The 19,256-nt window shown below is 47.3% G+C and carries 17 protein-coding genes; 12 read left to right on the top strand and 5 right to left on the bottom strand.

Features of this window, described 5'->3' with window-relative positions; genetic code table 11:
- The first annotated feature begins 32 nt into the window (after positions 1 to 32).
- Genes ACMVP2_RS18050 through ACMVP2_RS18065 form a run of 4 tightly spaced genes read left to right on the top strand, consistent with a single transcriptional unit; the run spans position 33 to position 6,139 of the window.
- Positions 33 to 929, top strand: coding sequence for a DUF58 domain-containing protein (locus ACMVP2_RS18050; protein WP_339793418.1), 897 nt, complete (start codon positions 33 to 35; stop codon positions 927 to 929).
- Complete coding sequence (locus ACMVP2_RS18055; RefSeq protein ID WP_416864497.1) at positions 926 to 2,137, top strand: BatA domain-containing protein; 1,212 nt, start codon at positions 926 to 928, stop codon at positions 2,135 to 2,137. The genes ACMVP2_RS18050 and ACMVP2_RS18055 overlap by 4 nt, the downstream gene beginning before the upstream one ends.
- Positions 2,119 to 4,362, top strand: coding sequence for a hypothetical protein (locus ACMVP2_RS18060; protein WP_416864498.1), 2,244 nt, complete (start codon positions 2,119 to 2,121; stop codon positions 4,360 to 4,362). Before ACMVP2_RS18055 ends, ACMVP2_RS18060 begins: the two co-directional genes overlap by 19 nt.
- Entirely contained in the window at positions 4,355 to 6,139 is a 1,785-nt protein-coding gene (locus tag ACMVP2_RS18065) for a hypothetical protein (protein ID WP_416864499.1), read from the top strand. The genes ACMVP2_RS18060 and ACMVP2_RS18065 overlap by 8 nt, the downstream gene beginning before the upstream one ends.
- 20 nt (positions 6,140 to 6,159) lie before the next feature.
- Here ACMVP2_RS18065 and alr read toward each other — a convergent pair whose 3' ends face one another.
- Positions 6,160 to 7,311: an alanine racemase gene (gene alr, locus ACMVP2_RS18070; protein WP_339793413.1), complete on the bottom strand. Its 1,152-nt coding sequence runs from the start codon at positions 7,309 to 7,311 to the stop codon at positions 6,160 to 6,162.
- Positions 7,312 to 7,480: 169 nt separating this feature from the next.
- Here alr and pyrF point away from each other — a divergent pair, with 169 nt between their 5' ends.
- The 8 genes from pyrF (at position 7,481) to ACMVP2_RS18110 (ending at position 14,986) form a co-directional block, all read left to right on the top strand.
- Positions 7,481 to 8,296 (top strand): orotidine-5'-phosphate decarboxylase, encoded by an 816-nt coding sequence (gene pyrF / locus ACMVP2_RS18075; protein ID WP_416868206.1) that lies wholly within the window; start codon positions 7,481 to 7,483, stop codon positions 8,294 to 8,296.
- Positions 8,297 to 8,352: 56 nt separating this feature from the next.
- Positions 8,353 to 9,660 carry a DUF2851 family protein gene (locus tag ACMVP2_RS18080; RefSeq protein ID WP_416864500.1) on the top strand — a complete coding sequence of 436 codons (1,308 nt, stop codon included), beginning with the start codon at positions 8,353 to 8,355 and terminating at the stop codon, positions 9,658 to 9,660.
- A gap of 1 nt (position 9,661) precedes the next feature.
- Positions 9,662 to 10,915: a hypothetical protein gene (locus ACMVP2_RS18085; protein WP_416864501.1), complete on the top strand. Its 1,254-nt coding sequence runs from the start codon at positions 9,662 to 9,664 to the stop codon at positions 10,913 to 10,915.
- A gap of 60 nt (positions 10,916 to 10,975) precedes the next feature.
- Entirely contained in the window at positions 10,976 to 11,611 is a 636-nt protein-coding gene (locus ACMVP2_RS18090; RefSeq protein WP_416864502.1) for a NeuD/PglB/VioB family sugar acetyltransferase, read from the top strand.
- A 77-nt stretch (positions 11,612 to 11,688) separates the two neighbouring features.
- Complete coding sequence (locus ACMVP2_RS18095) at positions 11,689 to 12,675, top strand: rhodanese-related sulfurtransferase (RefSeq protein ID WP_416864503.1); 987 nt, start codon at positions 11,689 to 11,691, stop codon at positions 12,673 to 12,675.
- Entirely contained in the window at positions 12,675 to 13,532 is an 858-nt protein-coding gene (locus ACMVP2_RS18100; RefSeq protein WP_416864504.1) for a nucleoside phosphorylase, read from the top strand. Before ACMVP2_RS18095 ends, ACMVP2_RS18100 begins: the two co-directional genes overlap by 1 nt.
- Positions 13,533 to 13,653: 121 nt before the next feature.
- The gene (locus ACMVP2_RS18105; protein ID WP_416864505.1) at positions 13,654 to 14,238 is read left to right on the top strand and encodes a YceI family protein; all 585 of its coding nucleotides are present in this window, start codon (positions 13,654 to 13,656) and stop codon (positions 14,236 to 14,238) included.
- A 130-nt stretch (positions 14,239 to 14,368) separates the two neighbouring features.
- A complete protein-coding gene (locus tag ACMVP2_RS18110; protein WP_416864506.1) occupies positions 14,369 to 14,986 on the top strand; it encodes a hypothetical protein in 618 nt (205 codons plus the stop codon).
- Between the two features lie 55 nt (positions 14,987 to 15,041).
- On the opposite strand, the gene ACMVP2_RS18115 is transcribed toward ACMVP2_RS18110, so the two are convergent.
- The 4 genes from ACMVP2_RS18115 to ACMVP2_RS18130 all read right to left on the bottom strand — a co-directional run bounded on the left by ACMVP2_RS18115 (position 15,042) and on the right by ACMVP2_RS18130 (position 19,255).
- The gene (locus ACMVP2_RS18115) at positions 15,042 to 16,079 is read right to left on the bottom strand and encodes a hypothetical protein (protein WP_416864507.1); all 1,038 of its coding nucleotides are present in this window, start codon (positions 16,077 to 16,079) and stop codon (positions 15,042 to 15,044) included.
- A gap of 3 nt (positions 16,080 to 16,082) precedes the next feature.
- Positions 16,083 to 17,951, bottom strand: a complete 1,869-nt coding sequence (locus ACMVP2_RS18120) for an ABC-F family ATP-binding cassette domain-containing protein (RefSeq protein ID WP_416864508.1) — start codon at positions 17,949 to 17,951, stop codon at positions 16,083 to 16,085.
- 96 nt (positions 17,952 to 18,047) lie between these two features.
- Positions 18,048 to 18,332 carry a hypothetical protein gene (locus ACMVP2_RS18125; protein WP_416864509.1) on the bottom strand — a complete coding sequence of 95 codons (285 nt, stop codon included), beginning with the start codon at positions 18,330 to 18,332 and terminating at the stop codon, positions 18,048 to 18,050.
- Between the two features lie 47 nt (positions 18,333 to 18,379).
- The gene (locus ACMVP2_RS18130) at positions 18,380 to 19,255 is read right to left on the bottom strand and encodes a diacylglycerol/lipid kinase family protein (RefSeq protein WP_339793657.1); all 876 of its coding nucleotides are present in this window, start codon (positions 19,253 to 19,255) and stop codon (positions 18,380 to 18,382) included.
- Between the last annotated feature and the right edge of the window lies 1 nt (position 19,256).

Consider the following 19,256-nt stretch of genomic DNA (forward strand, 5'->3'; position numbering starts at 1 on the left):
TCCTTCAAAGGCAAACTAAAAAGGCTTCTATTGTGAACCCACAGATTCGCCAGTTACTCACACCAGAGATCCTCTCCACCGTTAACGGGTTGGAGCTGGTAGCCCGTGTGATAGTGGAAGGCTACATGAGCGGAGGCAACCCAAGTCAGTCTGTAGGGGCCGGGCAGGAGTTCAGCCAGTACAGAAGCTACGAGCCCGGCGACGACCTTCGTCAGCTCGACTGGAAGATGTTTGCCCGCTCCGAGCGCTACTACATCAAACAGTCAGAGATCGAAACCAATATCACGGTGAAGTTTATGCTGGACGCCAGCCGGTCGATGGAGCATGCCGAGGGTGGCGTCAGTAAAATACAAATGGCCAAAGTGCTGATTGCGGCATTGGCTTTTCTGGCGAGAAAGCAGAGTGATACATTTGGCCTGTTTTCTGTGAACGACCTTGATATTACCGCTGTGCAACCTCGCTTCGACCAGCAGCAGTACATCAGGTTTTTGAATGAGCTAATAAAGATAAAGGCTGAAAGCACCTGGAAGATCGGCAATGGGCTGGAGCATATCTACAGCCACCAGGGCAAAGAGATGATCCTGTTTTTCACCGATATGTATGACAACGAAGGGAACCTCCACGATTTTATTCGAAAGCTGAAGACTCCCCGCAATGAAGTCATTGTCTTCCATTTAATAGGAAGGGAAGAATTGGAATTGAACTACAGTACCCAGCTTACCTTCGAAGACCTGGAAACAGGTGAACGGCTAAAAGTAGACTCGCCTGCTCAGCAAAGCATTTATCGCAAAAAGATGAGTGATTGGATAGATGCCACCAGGGACTGGATGTTGCAAAAACAGGTGATCTACCAACCGACCTACCTTGATGACCCTGCACCTGAGGTGCTTCGGACTTTTTTGAAGGCCCGTAAATCGATGATAAGATGATGCAGTTGACGAATCCGATATGGCTTTGGGGATTGCTCGGGCTTGTTGTGCCACTCGCTATTCATTTGCTGAGCAGGAAAGAAGGCAAAGTGATTAAAGTGGGTAGCCTTCGACACCTGACTGATTCCACCACCAGGCAATTCAAAAGTGTCAAGCTCAATGAGCCTTTGCTACTGGCATTGAGAAGTCTGCTTCTACTCACATTGGTGGCTTTGCTTGCTGGATTGCTCTTGCAGTCTTCGACGAGCCTTCCAAAATGGGTAGTGGTGGATAGGGGAGCAGAGCAACACAAAGATATCAGCCGGATAATAGACAGCTTGACGAGCAACGACTATGAGCTAAGGTACCTGGAACAAGGGTTCCCTCTCCCCAAAGACACGATGTCAGAAGAGCAAACGCCGAACCATTGGGTTCTTGCGGAGCAGCTTGGGGAAGCAAAGATTAGCGAAGCTGTTGTTTTTAGAAAGGCTTACATGTCCGGCTTTCGTGGAAAAAGGCCGCTAAAGCCAGAGCATGTTACCTGGTTTGATATGCCAGTTGAGGCTGAAAAGCTGCCTGTGATCTCCATTATTGAAGGCGATACCGTTTGGGAAGTTTCGGAGCAAACGGATGATAAGTTTACGAAATTCACCTCGATTAAGGCAGCTATAAAAAGCGCTGTCTCTACTGAGGTTCAAGCAAAAAAGGTAGTTATCGTATCAGACGAAACACATGCTTACGACGCAAAAGTACTCGAAACGGCTTTGTTGGTTTTGAATGATTTGCCTGGTTTCAGGATGGATATTCAATCGGAAAGTGCTACGTTTTTTAGTGCCAACGAAGAAGCCGTAGTTTTTTGGCTGGCGTCGGTACCTGCTCCTGAGCTGGATAACGACTTTGTTTTTCTTGAGGAAACAACTTCCGACGATCTTTTGATACAACTATCACCAGGACAATGGCAACTCACCAAACGGCTCAATAAAAGGGTGGCATTGGAAGATCAGTTGATTGTTGAGCTATCTGAGTTTTTCGAGACTGATCTGCCTGCAATGGCTGAGAGCGACCGTCGAACGATGCCGGAGGATTGGCGTTGGAGCAAGGCAGTGCCAGAGGAGGTTGACGTCGATAGCAACTCTGCTAACTATGCTGACATCAATCAGTGGCTGGTGGCACTCCTGGTTTTGACGCTTGTAATTGAACGCCTTGTGGCATGGAGGAGAGGCCAATGAAGCAGACACAAAACCATCAACTCATAGCGTTACAGCGGAGATACCTGACGCTTCGACTGATTGAAGTTCTGTGTCTTGCAGTTGGGGTTGGACTGATTTTGATAGTGGTTGGTGAGATTGCTGGTCTTGACCAAATTGATGCGCTGGTACTTGCCGGAACCGTTGGCTTACTTGTGCTCCTCCAGCGAATCTACGGGCTTGGCTTGCACCAGCTAAGCCCTGCACGACTGGCGTCTTTTATTAATCGGCAATATCCAGACCTGGACTGGAGTGCTGACCTTTTGGCGACTGATCAGCCTTTGTCAGGTCTACAGCAGCTACAACGAGAGAGGGCTTTGGTGAAGATTATGGAGTTGAGCAAGCTGCGCTTTCCTCACCAGTTATGGGTGGCGAGCGTGGTTTTATTAGCAGGAATTTTACTTATCATTTTCTTCCCGGGAATTCCGGTCGGTGTTGGTTCTGGTCAAACTGCTGCGGAAAATTCCGCTACTACAGCCTCTGCTGAAAGTGCTTTTCAGCCGGTTGTGCTGGAAAGTATTGAAGGCACGATTAGCGCCGCAGCTTATACAGGTCTGAGAACCGTTTCATTTACCGATCCCAACGTTAAAGCCGTTGAAGGCAGTGTTGTCAGTTGGGAATTGAGCTTTTCGTCAGCGCCACAGCAAGCACTGATCATCTTCTCTGGCTCCGATACTTTGGCCTTAAAAAAAAGGCAGGCGATGCTCGGTGGTTCGGCCAAAGTCTTTAACACAGGATTTTATCAGGTTGCCTGGCAGCAAGATGGTGAATGGAAGGCCTCTGATTTTTACAAGCTTGAAGTGGTAGCAGATTTACCTCCCCAACTGGCGATAAGGGATTTGCCTCAGTTTCAGCAGTTCGAGTGGAATGACGTTCAGAAAATAAATATAAAAACAGATTTGTCGGACGACTATGGCCTAAAGGACGCCTACCTGATCGCTACAGTCACCAAAGGAAGCGGGGAGTCGGTCAAGTTTAGGGAAGAGAAGTTGCTTTTTGAAAGGCCACAGACCATCTCAGGCAGAAAGGTGTTGGCAGAAAGAGTCATCGACTTGAAGAAAATGGGCCTGGAACCTGGCGATGAGCTCTATTTTTATGTGGAGGCCTGGGATAACAAGGTGCCCAAACAGCAAACGGAAAGAACAGAGACCTACTTTCTACAGCTAAAGGACACGGCCTCTTACATCGTCTCCAACGATGGAGGGCTCGGGGTTGATCTCATGCCTGAGTACTTCCGCAGCCAGCGCCAAATTATCATCGACTCCGAAAAGCTTGTGGCGGAAAGGAGCAAAATAAAGAAGGAAGTGTTCGATAACACCAGCAATGGTTTGGGGCATGATCAAAAGGTGCTGCGACTCAGGTATGGGCAGTTCCTTGGCGAAGAGTTTGAGTCTGGTATCACCGAAACCGAAGCGCATGAACCGGAAGAAGTGGCTGCCCCGACCAACACGGACGAAGCGATGAAACAATTCGGGCATGCGCATGACACCGAAAATGAACACAATCTAGTGCCGCAAAAAGATCACGAACATGCAGGAGAAGAAGAGGAGAACCCTTTGGAGGCATTCGCTCATATGCACGACAGCGAGGAGGAAGCTACCTTCTATATCCAGTCGGTTAAAACGAAGCTGAGAGCGGCTTTGTCGATGATGTGGGATGCTGAGCTTCACCTTCGGATGAACAGTCCGGAGCAATCTCTTCCTTATCAATACAAGATTCTAAAGCTGTTAAAAGATATCAGTAACGACTCCCGCATTTACGTACACCGCACGGGATTCGATCCACCGCCAATCAAAGAAGAAAAGCGGCTGACAGGTGATTTGGCAGAAATCAATCCTGCCCGGAGGAGATATGTGTTAGAGCCCAACAGGTCGTTTCCGAATTCCAGAAAAGCATTGGTTCTGCTGGAAAAGTACATGCTACAGTCTGCCCTTGCGTTAACTGCTGAAGAAAAGGAAGTCCTGCAGCTGGCTGGCAATGAAATGGCGCAGCAGGCGATAGAGTTCCCTGGAAGATACCTGGAAAGTATGAGTCATTTGAAAGGCCTGATTGATGGAGAAATAGTTCAAAACCAAACATCGCTGCTGAAGATTAGGAAGGCGTTGTGGGAAATAGTACCTGAACAGCCTGCTGCGCCTGCTTTGCATCCAACTGCTGCCAGTGCCATCGATCAGCAGTTCTTAAAAAGAATGGAGGCGAATGAGTAGCTGGATACTGTCATTTGAGCCTTTGCTGAATATCCACCTGACCTTATGGGGCCTTATTTTGCTCTTTGCCATTATTGCTATCCCAGAGTGGAGGAGAAAAATGGGTCGGAAGCTGCTTCGGCTCTCAGCACTGTTGCTGGCCTTTATTGGCCTGGCTGGCATCCTGCTAAAACCTCATTATCAAACCGAGAGTGTTCTGTCGGACATCATGCTGCTTACCCAAGGGTACAATGTGGAAGAGGTGGATAGCCTCCTTCAATCGAACCGGGGGTTGAGCGTGTATAAGGCACCTGGCGCAGCTGACTTTAAAGCAGCTGCTGAACTCAAATCATTTAATGAGCTGGCAGGAATCAAGGAAAGGGTTCGCTATGTGCTGGGAGACGGACTGCCCGACTATGTTTTTAACGATGCAGCTCCCCTTCGATTTGCCTATTTTCCGTCGTCGTATCCTGAGGGCATTCAGGCAATCAATGTCCCCGAGAAAGTGAGTACGAACAGGAGAAGTGCCGTCAGCGGGAATGTGAACCACGTAGCATCAGGAGGCATGATCAGGTGGAGTGGCCCCGAGGGAAAGATCGACTCACTACGCCTTTCTTCAAGCACGAAGGAATTTTCCTTTGGCTTTACCCCTAAACTGGCTGGTAAGTTTATCTACGAATTGGAGTCGTTGGATAGTGCAGGCTCCTCAATCGCCACTTACAAAGTTCCGGTGCAGGTAGCCGAAGAAAGAAAGCTGAAAATGGTTTTCATTAGCCAATTCCCAACTTTTGAATCGAGGTATTTGAAAAATCTGATGGCAAAGCAAGGACATTCCCTGGCGCTGAGGTATCAGCTATCGAAGGACAAGTTTCGCTACGAGTTTGCCAATCAAGCCGAGGTGCCGTTCAGGAGATTAACAACGACTCTTTTGGACGATGCCGATTTGCTATGGATAGATGAGGCATCGTTGGATGCATTGAGCAGAGCGGAGGCAAATGCCCTGAACGCAGCCGTAGATCAGGGGTTGGGTGTCTTTATCACAGTCAACGAAGTGTCTGCCAGCCGGAGGCCCAGTCGTTGGCTACCTTTTCAGTTGACTCGGCATGATGGGGATACTTTGTCGGTTGCTGTTGACTTGGGCAGGCAAGTTAGCTTGAGTGGGGTAGGGCTTGCGATTGACAAGTCGCCGGAAGTAATCCCGGTTTGGGAGGATGGAAGTGGTAGTCTGCTCGCCGCTTATGCTTACCAGGGTTTGGGGAAAATAGGAACGTCGCTGTGGCAGGACACTTACAGGTTGGTTTTGAAAGGGCAGGAGCTCACTTATGCGGCTCTGTGGATGGAAGTGATTGAGTCGCTGGCCAGGAGGGCAGCTATGTGCTGCGATATTCAGGTAGAGACCAAAGAACCATATTTTATAGATGAACCCGTTCGATTTACCGTTATAAGTTCTTTAGAAGAGCCGCCGCTGGTGAGGTACAAAGGTGAAACAGTTCCGCTGCTAGAAAGCTGGCAGCTTGACAATGTTTGGAGCGGCACTATTTGGCCGGATGCATCTGGGTGGGACTCGCTTTTTGTGGATGCTGCCGGGCAATCAATGCATTTTTTCGTGCATGAACAGTCAGACTGGCATTCTGTAGCTGTTACTCAGCAAATAGCTAATACTGCGTTGCATGCCGGTAAGGAGCCAGGAATCTCCAGGCAATACATGCAGGCCATCAAAAAGCCGATCTCTGCAGTTATTTTCTATCTGCTGCTGCTGGTCGGGTTTGGGGGATTGTGGCTGGCTCCGAAAGTTTAGAGACTTCGCTTTTTGCTATCTCACACCACCACCCTCGGAATATCCTTGTCCAACCTCGTCAGTAGCTCGTAGTTTAGCTGCTCGCTCAAGTTGCTGAAGTGGGAAACGGATATCGACAGGTCTCCATCATTGCCTATTAGCGTTACTTTGTCGCCAATATTCACTTCGGCATGGGTGATTTCCACTAAAAACATGTTCATGTTCACCACGCCCACCACACTCAGCCGGTGGCCATTGATCAGCACCCTTCCGTGGTTGCTCAGGCCCCGGCTGAAGCCATAGCTATAGCCGACTGGCACACTTGCCACCCTCATGTCGTATTCAGCAAGGAACGATGTGCCATAGCCAATGAACTCGCCCATCTTCACTGTTTTGATGTCCATCACATGGCTTCTCCACGAAATCACCCTGCTCAAAGGATCTTCAGTAAGTTTGTGCTCCCTCATGTAGCTCACCTGTGTTTCCTGGCTTGGCCAAAGCCCGTATTGTAGTATCCCAATTCTCACCATGTTCAGATTGTTTTCCGGATACATAATGGCCCCGGCACTGCACGAAGTGTGGAGGATGGTTGGGTTTATTCCTTTGCCTTTAAAATAAGCCACTCCGTTGCTGAATATCTCCTTTTGGTTGAGGATACGTTTATAGTTAGAAACGCTCTCTGCCCCGGCAAAATGAGTACACATGCCAATCACTTCGATGCAGTCGCTATAATCCTGCAAAAGCGCAGCCATCTCTTTCCACTCACTGGGGTTAATACCCGTGCGGTTCATGCCCGTTTCCAGCTCAAGATGAATGCGGGCTTTTTTCTTCATTAGCCGGGCTTGCTTACAGAGGGCGTTCAATCTGATTTTATTGAACACAAAGCATTCCACATCATTTTCAATCATCCACGGCATGTGGTCATCCAGAATGTCACCCATGATTAGAATGGTGGACGACTCTGTGCTGAAACTGGCTACATCCAACGCTTCAAACGAGCCGAACACAGAAAAATGACGAATACCCAGTCTTTCCAACTCAGGCACCATGTGTTTGATGCCATGTCCATAGGCATTTCCTTTCAGCACCGAAGAAATTGTCACATCAGGGCCTACTAATTTTCTAAGAAAATCAATGTTGTTTTCTAATGCCAACCGGCTGAGCTCAATGGAAGAGCTGGAATTTGGGAACATGCTTTTTTTGATTTGGCCAGCCAAAACAAGCCAGCCTTTGAATGAATAAAGAATATCCGCAATATGATACCTGACAATGCGTAAGGCAAGTAAAACCGAGACTAAAGGGCTTTTATATTGAAAGTAAATTCCTGCAATGTCAAATGCAGCTTATGTTTATCTTTGCCGCATGACTCGCCAGGAACTATTTGCCAATATTAAGAAGAAGCGTTCTTTTTTGTGTGTTGGCCTCGATACAGACATCACGAAGATTCCCTCACATCTTCACAAAGAGAAGGATCCCATCTTTGAATTCAACAAGCAAATCATTGATGCGACAGCAGATGTAACGGTTGCCTACAAACCTAATATAGCTTTCTATGAAGCCATGGGGCCAAAAGGCTGGGAGTCGCTGCAAAAAACGCTGGACTATATCCCCAACGATATTTTCACAATAGCCGATGCCAAAAGAGGCGACATTGGCAACACATCTGCTTTGTATGCCAGGGCGTTCTTTGAGGCCATGAGCTTTGATAGCATTACAGTGGCTCCGTATATGGGTAGGGACTCGGTGAAGCCCTTTCTGCAGTTCGACGGCAAATGGGTGATTCTGCTGGGGCTCACCAGCAACGAAGGTTTTGCCGACTTCCAGAATGAGCCTATGGCAAATGGTCAAAAGCTTTTTGAAAAGGTAATTGCCACCAGTCAGCAGTGGGGGAGTGCCGACAACATGATGTATGTGGTGGGCGCTACCAGAGGCGAAATGTTCAAAGAAGTGAGAGTCCTCGCTCCGGAGCATTTTCTGCTTGTGCCAGGCATTGGTGCGCAGGGAGGTGACCTGGAAGCCACCTGTAAGTATGGCATGAACAGCCAATGCGGACTGCTGGTTAACTCAGCAAGAGGTATTATCTACGCAGGTAATGGCGCCGATTTCGCTGACAAAGCCAAGCTAGCTGCCACGGATCTTCAGCAACAAATGGATGAAATGTTGGAGAAGTATTTATAAATTGGATGACTGTGAAGCTTTAGACAGCCCAATCTATTTACTTTTTCAATGACAAGATGTTTCCTGAAGAGTTCCTCCATTTTATCTGGCAATTTCAATATTTCGATAGCTCAAACCTTCAAACCACCGACGGGCAAACCATCTTGATAAGTAAGCAAGGTTTTTTGAATACCGATGCCGGACCAGATTTCAAGGAGGCCAGGGTGAGAATTGGGGACATGGAGTGGAACGGGCAGGTAGAAATCCATCTCAAAAGTAGCGACTGGCACAGCCACAAACACCAGTTTGATAAGGCATATGACAGTGTTATACTTCACATCGTGTGGGAGGCAGACCGTGAGATTCTGAGAACCGATGGTACCTATATTCCTCAGCTGGAGCTAAAAGACAGGGTGTCGCTTCAATTGCTCACCAGATACCAGGGCCTGATTCAGCAACGAGTTGAGGTGCCCTGCCAAACACAAATCAAGAACATCGATGCACTAAAAAGGCAGTCGATGATTGATCGGGTGCTCGTGGAGCGCTTGCAGAGAAAGACAAAGGAAGTTGAGTTACTCTTGAAAAAGTACGGTGGCGATTGGGATGCCACTGCGGTTCATTTCCTCATCCGGTATTTTGGCTTCAAAAAAAACGAGGAAGGCTTTCAGCAATTGAGTAAGCGGGTCTCTTATAAGGTGATGAAGAAACTGGCTTTCGACAAGAAGGACCTGGAAGCCTACCTGCTGGGGCTGGCTGGGCTGCTTGATGTCGACTCAAGTGACTTTTACTCGAAAGCCCTCAAAGAGCGATTCGACTATATCAACCACAAATTTCAGCTTATAGCCACATCGTTGCTTCCTATTCCCTGGAAGTTTATGCGCATGCGGCCTGCCAACTTCCCAACGATCAGGCTGGCACAGTTAGCAGCCATCATCCATCAGTCGCCCCGGCTTTTTGCAGTGTTCGTTGAGTCAGATCTGGCCGGGCTCAGAGGCGTTTTTAAATCAAAGGTGTCCGACTATTGGTCAACGCATTTTCAATTTGCTAAGGAAGGACCCGGAGTGGAGAAAGCGAAAACAAACAGGTCAAGTGCTTTTGTCGGCAGCAAGAGCATAGACATCTTGCTTATTAACTGCGTGGTGCCATTGTTATTCGCCTATGCAAAGGAGCAGGGGAGTACTGAGCTAGAGGAAAAGGCATTGCTGCTGCTGAACCAGCTGCAGTTCGAGGAAAACACGATTACCAGAAAGCTTTCTTTCTTGCCTGTCGAAAAACCCACGGCCTATGAGTCTCAAGCATTTCTTGAACTTTATCAGCACTACTGTCAGCCCAGACGATGCCTTTCATGCCAAATAGGTACTCACCTTATCAGGCAAAACCACTAATATGATCGTCGGCTCTTTTCTCCTTGTGATCATCGGCTGGGCCTGTCTGCAATTTGCCAGACCAGTTTTCGGAACCAGGGCCACTCTGATCCTTATGTCGGTTAAAGTAGCCGCCGGCACGATTGCGATGGTTTACTATTTGCAAATCCGACATGAAGGTGATCTTTTTTATTATGATGAAAAGGCCTCTGAATACCTGACGGATATTCAGTCGGGCTACCCGATTTGGGATTTTCTGGCGCAGGAAGCCGATCCGGCTGCTAAGGCAACTCCCCAAAACCGCACTTTTTTCTTTGTGAAGATCATTGTGGTTTTATACATGGTGCTCGGTAGTAGTATTTGGCTCAGTAGTGTATTTCTTACTTTCATCAGCTTTTCATCAGTCGTTTACCTGGTCAAAAGAGTACACCTGATTGGTGTTGATATCCGGTGGCCGGTAATTCTCATTTTCTTCCTTTGGCCAAGCATAGCGATATGGGGCAGTGGGCTGTCAAAAGAAACGCTCATGCTGGCTGGGATCAGCATATTGTTTGGTGCAGTTGTGCCTTTTTTTAGTGGAAATCGTTCCAACTGGCTTTTGCATGTGGCTTTGCTGGTGGTGGCCATGGTGGTGCTGGCAAAGCTGCGTATTTTCGTTTTGCTCAGCCTGCTTCCATTCTTGTTCGGCACCATGCTTTTCAAGATTCTTCAAAGGTATATGCAAAAGCCTGCATTGCGCTGGGCACTTGGCATTGCCGGTGTCATCTCAATTGTATCACTTGTCGTTGCTTTTAGCTATGCCGACACAAGTTTCAATCCTGGATATGTGGTGAAGGCATTCACCGACAACCATGCGGCGATTGTGGCTCAGTCGATGCCGGAGCATGTTGTTTTAGGCCTTGGTACGCTGTGGGAGTGGCCACAGATTGTATTGCAGGCTATGTGGGGTGCTGTCGCAGGGATGTTTGGCCCATTTCTCTGGGAGGTCAATGCTACTTCGGAAATTCTTCTTCTGCTTGAGCCGGTGTTGCTGCTGGCGCTCTTTTTTACGAATTCGGGGCTTCGCAAAAGACTTCCGGTCTTTATTTGGATGCCGTTGTTGGCTTACATCCTCTTCACCTCCAGCATGATCACACTCTCAACGCCTAACTACGGCTCTCTTTCGAGGTATCGACTGGCTTTTTACCCCATGCTTATTTTTCTTGCTTCTTTCCAACACCCCTGGCTGTCAAAAATTAGTAAATTGAAGCTTTTGGAAGGCAACTCAGGTGTTTGATGATAAGGCCAATAGCCCTACCTTTGCACTCTCAAAACTCACAGCAACAAATAGATAAAAATGATCAACCCGGTAATCATATTCGGAACTGGCCCCATGGGGCACCATGCGATGGAGATTTTCGAAAGCAATGGAGTAACGATATATGGGTTTTTGGAGGAGGATGCTTCTCGCCATGGAACGGAGCTTAACAGCATTTCTATTCTGGGCAGGCCCGATGACGACGGTTTTCTTAAATTGATAGGAAAGAAATGCGATGCCTTTATTGCCAGCGATGACAACGCCTACAGGAAGTCGATGGTGAAAATGCTCAACGAAAGACGGCACGTGCAGCCAGTGAATGCTGTGCACAAAAGAGCGGTGTTGGGTGTGTCTGTCTCCCTTGGTCATGGCAACATGATCAATTCAGGTGCTATTGTGGAAGGTGGGGCAACCATTGGGCAACACTGCGTGATTCATTCAAACGCTGTGGTTGGGTCTATGACTAAACTGGGCGACTATGTGCAGATAGGCATTGGCAGCATTATCAATTCCAATGTGGAGATAGCGGATGAGGCGTTTATCGGAAGTGGGGTAACAATAGTAGCCGGAGTGAAGATTGGCAAGAAAGCCAGGATTGGTGCTGGTTCGGTTGTTATCGCCAGTGTGAAAGATGGAGAAACAGTATTTGGAAATCCGGCGCAAGCCGTTAAATAAGTTAAAGTCAACAGCTAAAAGCCAAAAGCCGATAGCAAGAAAGTAACACCTTGTTGAAGCAAGGCAGAGTTATAACAATGAAAAATTACAGCATACTTCTTTATTACTGCTATGCCAGGATCGAGGATCCGGAGGCATTCAGAGAGCAGCATCACCTTTACTGCATCGAAAACAACCTGAAAGGCAGAATCATCATAGCCCACGAAGGGATCAACGGAACCATTAGTGGGGGCAGAGAGGATTGTCAGCGCTACATGGACGATCTGAAAGCCGACCCCAGATTCGCTCACACAGACTTCAAGGTGGATCACAACGATGCCAATGCATTTGCAAAGCTGCATGTGCGTGTGAAGCCGGAGATTGTTCACTCAAGCCTCAGCCATATAGACCCCAACCAGCGCACAGGCACTTATGTGGAGCCTGCTGAGTTCAAGGAAATTCTGAAGAATAAGACAGATGATGTCGTCATTTTGGATGTCAGGTCCAACTATGAGCACTCCCTGGGTAAGTTCAAAGATGCCATCACGCTTGATATCGAAAACTTCCGTGACTTCCCTGAAAAAGTGGAAGAGTTGAAGGCTTTGAAAGATAAAAAAATTGTCACCTATTGCACCGGTGGTATTAAGTGTGAAAAGGCCAGCGCCTTTTTGCTGGAGCAAGGGTTTGAGAATGTGTACCAACTCCATGGCGGTATTATCAAGTATGGGATGGAGGAAACTACGCAAGGCGAAGACTTCGAAGGCAAGTGTTACGTGTTCGATAACAGGGTGGCTGTTGAGGTGAACAAGGTCAATCCGAAGGTAGTGTCAACCTGCTACGTATGCGGCACAAACAGCGACCGCATGGTGAACTGCGCCAATGCAGAATGCAATCGCCATGTACCAATTTGTGAGAAGTGTGGATGGGAAATGGACGGGGCTTGTTCCGAAACATGTAAGTCCCATCCCGACAAAAGGCCTTACGATGGTACTGGTTACTACCAGAAAGAAATGAATGGTTATAATCCTTACAGAGGGCTGTACAGGAAAAAAGAAGAACCGCAAGGTGCAACCAATAAGCTCTGATGGCAAGAATCCCCGAGTCAGAGCTTATTCTTAATCCCGATGGTAGTGTTTACCATCTCAGCCTGAAGCCTGAGCACATTGCTGATACAATCATTGCCGTAGGAGATCCCGGCAGGGTGCATCAGGTAAGTCAGTACTTCGACTCCATAGAGTTTGAAATGAACAAGCGGGAGTTCATTACACACACGGGCTATCTCAATAAAAAGAGGGTAACTGTTATCAGCTCTGGCATCGGCACCGATAACGTAGAGATACTGCTAACCGAGCTGGATGCCCTTGTTAATATTGATCTGGCTAAACGGGAGCCAAAGAAGAAACTCAAGAGCCTAAATATCATTCGTATTGGAACGTCCGGCGCTATGCAGGAGGATATCAAACTGGGAAGTTATGTTGTCTCAGAGAACGCCATCGGCTTTGACACACTTGGCTTTTTTTATCCTTACCCTCAGTCGGCCGGGGAAACAATGATAGCCAGCAAGCTGAAAGAGGCCATCTCGTTGGAGTTCATGCCGTACATTATCAGTGGATCCGAAAAATTGATGGAGAAATACGCCTTTGATATGGTCAAGGGAAATACGGTTACTGCGCCTGGGTTTTATGCACCGCAGGGGCGGGCACTTCGTCTGCCCATCAAACACCCTAATCTGGTGGATCAGCTAATGTACTTTCACGAGGATAATTTTTGGATCACCAACTTTGAAATGGAAACTGCCGGCTATTATGGATTGTCTCGGATGATGGGACATAGCATGCTCAGCCTGAATGCCATTGTTGTAAACAGGGCGAAAGGCACCTTCTCAAAGAACCCACTGAAAGTTGTAGATGGTTTGATAAAAAAAGTTCTATCCAGAATATAGCCCCAGGTCGGCTAAAAGCTCACTTTTAAAAATATTTTCATAATTGGTGAAACATTTAGAAGCTTAATCATGTATATACATGTATGTACATACATTTACAATATCAAATAACTAAAAACTTATGTTAAGCACAATTTTCACATCATTAGTACTTCTTATCAGCAATCCTTTTGCTGATGACACAAAAGCTGTTTATAAAGTAAGTACGTTAGAAAGCAAGGTAATCTGGACAGGTGAGAAGCTGGGTGGAAAGCACACAGGCACGATTAACCTTTCTCAGGGCGACCTTCAGTTCGACGGCGATAAGCTAACAGGTGGCTCATTTACCATCGACATGAATTCAATTGTTGATCTTGACCTTGAAGGTGAGTACAAAAGTAAATTGGAAGGGCACCTTAAGTCTGACGACTTCTTTGGAGTAGCCACTTACCCCACTGCAACTTTTAAGATCACCAGTGTGAAGTCGACCGGAAAGAACAAGTACGACGTAACTGGCGACATCACAATCAAAGGCACCACTGAGAAAATCACTTTTCCGGCCGAACTGGCTGTTAACGGGAGCAAAGTAACAGCTACCTCTAAAATCACAGTTGACAGGTCGAAATTTAATGTGAAGTATGGTTCCAAGAGCTTCTTTGCAGAAATTGGCGACAAAGTGATTTACGATGAATTTGTACTTGACGTAACGCTTGTTGCGGCCAAGTAAGTAAACCCAGTAAACAAGTAGCTAAGCCGATTCGGGAAACTGGATCGGCTTTTTTTGTTTTGGCACGCACTTTGTATTCGGTAGATTACTTTTTAGAAAACGGATTATTTAATCGACAAATAGAATGACCATGAAGAATTTTTTAATCTCGGCCTTCCTCCTGATTTCCGGGGCAGCCAGCGCTCAACAAATTGTAACAGATTTCGAGTCGCAGAAGAAGAGTATCGTGAAAATGGAGTTTTTCTCTCCGTTAACAGGCAACACCACCTTTGGGTATGAAAGGTATATCAAAGACTGGGTGTCGTGGGAAGCCAAAGTGGGTATTATCGGCTTGGGCCTCGATCCCGACGAAATTGATCCAAGTGGCGTGCTTTTCAGGGTGGGCCCAAAGTTTAAGCTCAATCCTGATTTTGTGGCTGACGGCATGAAAGGATCACACTTACTAAGTGGAAAATACATCAGGCCAGAGATAGCCATGAGCTTTTTTACACAAGACAATATTGTGTATGATGAATTCAGTGGCAACGAGTCCAGAAACAGAGAGGATTACTCTGCTGTGGCCATTTTGCTGAATTATGGCCGCCAATATGTGCTGGCAGACATCATGAGCCTCGACTATCATGTCGGCCTGGGCTATGGGTTCAACAGTGGCGGTGAGGGAAGGTACAGCTACAGCCATGCTGCCGGCGGACGAGACTTTCCGGTGGCAGTCTCTGCCGGATTCACAATTGGAGTCCTTTTGAAGTAAGACATAAGGCCTGGAAATATTGTAGCCGTCTGGTAGGATCAAACTTACCGGGCGGCTATTTCTTTTTCTTGCCGAGGTTCCAGATAGTCTCTGCTTTTTTTCCCAATAGCCAGAAAGCCACAGCAAGAATCATGAAAAAGACGGCTTTGTGCAGCGTGTCCCACCCGTACTCCACATAGCGGGAAAGCAGGTTGATGAGCAAAAAAACAATACCAAAGTCACGGCTAAGAAAATCATCGTTCTTCAGCCCATAAATGATGGCCCCCACACTGACGGCCGCCATGAGCACGGCCCACCCCCACAGCTCTACCTGGCTAACCTGGCTCCAGATATTGAAATCAGTATGGTTGCCAAAAATGGATAGAAACCAAAGAGAGGTGAATAGCTGAAACAGGCCAAATCCGTACGTAACAGGTTGAAACAAAGAAATTTTTGTGTGGCCAATCAAAAAGGAGCCTCCAACGATAAGGAAGCTGAATACCGTGTACCGGAGCGGGTAGTTCATGCCCCAGAACAGACCCTCCCAATTGGTTACATAACCGGTTTCGGTGCCAAACCACGCACCAAAGGCTATCAGAAAGAAAAGCCAGATAACCTGAGAACGCAAACTATAAGCTACCACGGCATACACTGCCGTAAGCAAAAGTATAAGCAGGGAAAAATGCCCAGACCCCGTATCAAACTGCAAGCCGAGGAAGGTGGCGGAGACAGCTGTGCTAATAACGCCCAGGATAAAAAGCGCTTCGTTGCTGTAAATCTGATCTGGTTTCTGAGTTTTGCGTCGATAGCCAAAGGCATACAATGCAAAAGCAAGAACAGCAAAAAGGAGACTTTTCACCCAGTGAGGGGCATCAATTAAATCCTCTATGAATTTGAGAATCCATTCGTCGGCAAGCAAAAGAAAAACACTGACAATGATGGAGCCAATCGCAAACAGGAAGGCGTAGAAGGCTAGTTTTTGCCAGTCGAAGCCAACGGGCTGCACATCGTTAGCTAGCTTGTCAAAAGTTTTTTCATCGATAAGGCCGGAATCCTTCCAATGAGCAATAGCTTTTTTGATTATTTCAGCCTCTTTCTTGCCAGTTTGCAGCATGCTTTATGCGTTTAGCTCAGAGAGCTCAAGCCACCGGAGCTCTTTTTCTTCCAGCAAGGTATCAATTTCTTCTATTTTTGACGCCCATTCAGTAAGCTCCTCGTGTGATCCATTTCCACTGTTTAGTTGAAGGATGAACCCTTTCTTCTTTTCTTCTAACTCCTTCAGCTCGGCTTCAATGCCTTCCAGTTCTCTTTTCTCTTTATATGAAAGCGCTTTTTTTTCGGTTGGTTTGGCTACCTCTTTCGGTTTTTCTTTAGGAGCAGGTTTTTCCAGCTTGGCCGCTTTCTCTGCCTGCTGCTCTCGGAAGTCGGTGTAGTTGCCTGGGAAGTCGTGGATCACCCCGCCTCCTTCAAATACAAACAGGTGGTCGGTGGTGCGATCGAGGAAGTAACGGTCGTGAGACACCACCATGAGGCAGCCTGGAAAGCCTTCGAGAAAGTCTTCCAACACATTCAGCGTTGTGATGTCCAGGTCATTCGTAGGCTCATCGAGGATTAAGAAGTTCGGATTTTTGGCAAGGATGAGCAGGAGCTGCAATCTTCGCTTTTCACCACCACTTAGTTTTCCAATGATTTGATATTGCTTTTCAGGTGGGAAAAGGAACCTTGTAAGCAATTGCGAGGCAGTAATAATGGTGCCGTCCGGCCCTGGGTGCACTTCAGCAACTTCCTTAACGGCCTCAATTACTTTCTGGCTGTCGTTGAAGGTGAAATCTTCCTGGGTGTAGTACCCAAACATGGTATTGACACCCTTGTCGGTTGTGCCTGCGTCAGGCTTTTGCTTGCCTGTGAGGATGTTTAGAAAAGTTGTTTTACCAGCACCGTTTTTACCGACAATGCCAATCCTGTCGTTTTTCTTGAAGGTGTAGTTGAACTTGTTGAGGATGGTGAGATCGTCATAGGCATGCGACACATCCTTTAGCTCCATAATCTTTCCACCCAGTCGGCGGCCTTCTGCATGAAGCTCTACCTTTTCCTGACCAAGTTTTTTGGAAGCTGTTTCTTTGATCCCTTCGAAGGCTTCCACTCTGTACTTGGCTTTGGTGCCCCTGGCTCTTGGCTGTTTTCTGATCCAGTCCAGCTCCTTTTTCATGAGGTTGCGTGCCTTGTCGACCACGGTCGATTCCAGAGCCTGACGTTCTGATTTCTTTTCCAGAAAGTAGGCATAGTTGCCCTGGTAGCGGTTCATCTGTCCGCCGTCCAGTTCGAATATCAGATTGCAGACATTATCGAGGAAGTAACGGTCGTGAGTGATGAGCAGGAGGGTAGTGTTTTGTGTAGCAAGGTGCTTTTCGAGCCATTCCACCGTGGCTAAATCCAGGTGGTTGGTAGGTTCGTCGAGCAGCAGTACATCAGGCTGTTCGATCAGTATTTTAGCCAGTGCCACTCGCTTTTTTTGGCCGCCCGACAGGGTACCCATCAGTATGTCTACATCGAGGAGACCCATTTGGCCTATTACCTGGCGAACAAAGGCCTCAAAATCCCAGGCCTGCAATTCATCCATTTTCTCAAGCACGCCTTCGGGAAAATCTTTGCCGTGGTGCTCCGCCTGGTACATGGCCTCTTCGTAATCACGAATGGCTCGAATCATGGGGGAATTGGCTTCGAAGAGAGTGTCCAAAATGGAGGTTTGTGGATCAAACTCGGGCTGCTGTGGGAGGTAGGATACCTTGAAGTCTTTGCGGGTAGACACTTTGCCACCGTCTGGTGCTTCCCATCCGGCTATGGTCTTGAGAAGCGTAGACTTGCCGCAGCCATTTACTCCAATGATGGCAGCTTTTTCTCCCTGGCTAAGGCCAAAGGTAAGGTTGGTAAATAGAGGCTTGTCGGTGAATGACTTAGCTAAATTTTCAACGGAAATAATGTTCATTGACCCTGCAGCAGTTAATTGAAATTTGATTCAGGGTGCAAAAGTACCAGTTGCAAACCACGATTAACTAATAACAGCCAACAAATAACTTTTGTGCTAGCCCTTCATTTTCTTGAAAGCAGCTTCGGCAGCGGCTCGTAGTTCGCCAATGGCTTTTTCAAGATGCTCCCTTACTTCGATCCATTTGGGCTCATTCTTAGCTTTGAACGACTCAAACTCTTCCTCCAGCTTCTCTTTCTGGCCTTTGAGCTCTGCTATTTTCTCTTCTATTTCGTCAGTTAAACCATCCTTTTTCTTTTTGCCCTCAACGATCAACTGGTCAATTTTCTTACCGAGTTCGGAAAGCAGGGACTCCACTTTGCCTTGTTCTTCTTGCGACATATCGAAAGGATTTAGATTTATAATGGAAGGTAGAAGGATCGGATGATTTATGCAATGACTTTTACCCCTTTGCGCACGACTTTCAGTTTAACCTTGTTCACTTTGGCTCTTGCTTCGCCGTCGATGTGGAGGTAGATGCCTTTTTTTGACTCAATAGTCGCCTTCTTCACTGCATACTCTTTTTGAAGTCTCGATTGATGGATCGACTTACTGAAAAGCTGCCAAACCAGAAACGGTACGTCTAACCATTGAAATTTCTTTAACACGACAATGTTGACTTTGCCGTCGTCGAGTTCTGCTTTGGGGGCAATGAATGCGTTGTTGCCAAATTGTGTGCTGTTGGCAAAGCTCACCATCATGGCCTTCTCTTTGATTGTTTTGCCTTTGAAGGAGATCTTGATTGGCCGATCTTTTGACTTGCCGAACTCTTGCAGCGTGACTTTTGCGTATGATTTTAGTCCTCTAACCTTCAGGTTTTTGAACTTGTGCGCTACTTTGGCATCGAAACCAATACCTGCCACATTGACGAAGCTGTCATCATTGATTTTTACGTAATCAATGGCTTTTACCTTTCCCTTGTTAAGTGCCTGGAAGGCACCTTCGATGTTCATGGGGATGTTGAGCGTTCTTGCGAGCCCATTGCCAGAGCCAGAAGGAATCACGCCAAACCACTTTTTGCTGTCGAGCACGCCTTTGAAAACCTCGTTGACAGTACCGTCGCCGCCTACAGCAATGAAGCCGTCAAATTCTTCCAGCCGTTTCCGGATCGTTTCAGTGCCGTCGCCGGCATGCCGGGTCACATGCATTTCATAACTGAAGCGATTGTGGTCGAGCCACTTCTTAATCAGCGTTTCTTCAAACTTGTGGGTGCGGGTGCCGGCGGTGGGATTGACGATGAAGAGGATTTTCTTTCTCTTGGGCATT

The organism is Imperialibacter sp., from assembly GCF_048007035.1.
Classification (GTDB): Bacteria; Bacteroidota; Bacteroidia; order Cytophagales; family Cyclobacteriaceae; genus Imperialibacter.

Excerpts from the sequence above, each read along its gene's own strand:
- ACMVP2_RS18080 (WP_416864500.1), top strand. The coding sequence starts at position 8,353 with ATGTTTCCTGAAGAGTTCCTCCATTTTATCTGGCAATTTCAATATTTC.
- ACMVP2_RS18130 (WP_339793657.1), bottom strand. The coding sequence starts at position 19,255 with ATGCCCAAGAGAAAGAAAATCCTCTTCATCGTCAATCCCACCGCCGGC.
- ACMVP2_RS18095 (WP_416864503.1), top strand. The coding sequence starts at position 11,689 with ATGAAAAATTACAGCATACTTCTTTATTACTGCTATGCCAGGATCGAG.
- ACMVP2_RS18125 (WP_416864509.1), bottom strand. The coding sequence starts at position 18,332 with ATGTCGCAAGAAGAACAAGGCAAAGTGGAGTCCCTGCTTTCCGAACTC.
- ACMVP2_RS18100 (WP_416864504.1), top strand. The coding sequence starts at position 12,675 with ATGGCAAGAATCCCCGAGTCAGAGCTTATTCTTAATCCCGATGGTAGT.
- ACMVP2_RS18085 (WP_416864501.1), top strand. The coding sequence starts at position 9,662 with ATGATCGTCGGCTCTTTTCTCCTTGTGATCATCGGCTGGGCCTGTCTG.
- ACMVP2_RS18105 (WP_416864505.1), top strand. The coding sequence starts at position 13,654 with ATGTTAAGCACAATTTTCACATCATTAGTACTTCTTATCAGCAATCCT.
- ACMVP2_RS18090 (WP_416864502.1), top strand. The coding sequence starts at position 10,976 with ATGATCAACCCGGTAATCATATTCGGAACTGGCCCCATGGGGCACCAT.
- alr (WP_339793413.1), bottom strand. The coding sequence starts at position 7,311 with ATGTTCCCAAATTCCAGCTCTTCCATTGAGCTCAGCCGGTTGGCATTA.
- ACMVP2_RS18055 (WP_416864497.1), top strand. The coding sequence starts at position 926 with ATGATGCAGTTGACGAATCCGATATGGCTTTGGGGATTGCTCGGGCTT.
- pyrF (WP_416868206.1), top strand. The coding sequence starts at position 7,481 with ATGACTCGCCAGGAACTATTTGCCAATATTAAGAAGAAGCGTTCTTTT.
- ACMVP2_RS18060 (WP_416864498.1), top strand. The coding sequence starts at position 2,119 with ATGGAGGAGAGGCCAATGAAGCAGACACAAAACCATCAACTCATAGCG.
- ACMVP2_RS18065 (WP_416864499.1), top strand. The coding sequence starts at position 4,355 with ATGAGTAGCTGGATACTGTCATTTGAGCCTTTGCTGAATATCCACCTG.
- ACMVP2_RS18110 (WP_416864506.1), top strand. The coding sequence starts at position 14,369 with ATGAAGAATTTTTTAATCTCGGCCTTCCTCCTGATTTCCGGGGCAGCC.
- ACMVP2_RS18115 (WP_416864507.1), bottom strand. The coding sequence starts at position 16,079 with ATGCTGCAAACTGGCAAGAAAGAGGCTGAAATAATCAAAAAAGCTATT.
- ACMVP2_RS18120 (WP_416864508.1), bottom strand. The coding sequence starts at position 17,951 with ATGAACATTATTTCCGTTGAAAATTTAGCTAAGTCATTCACCGACAAG.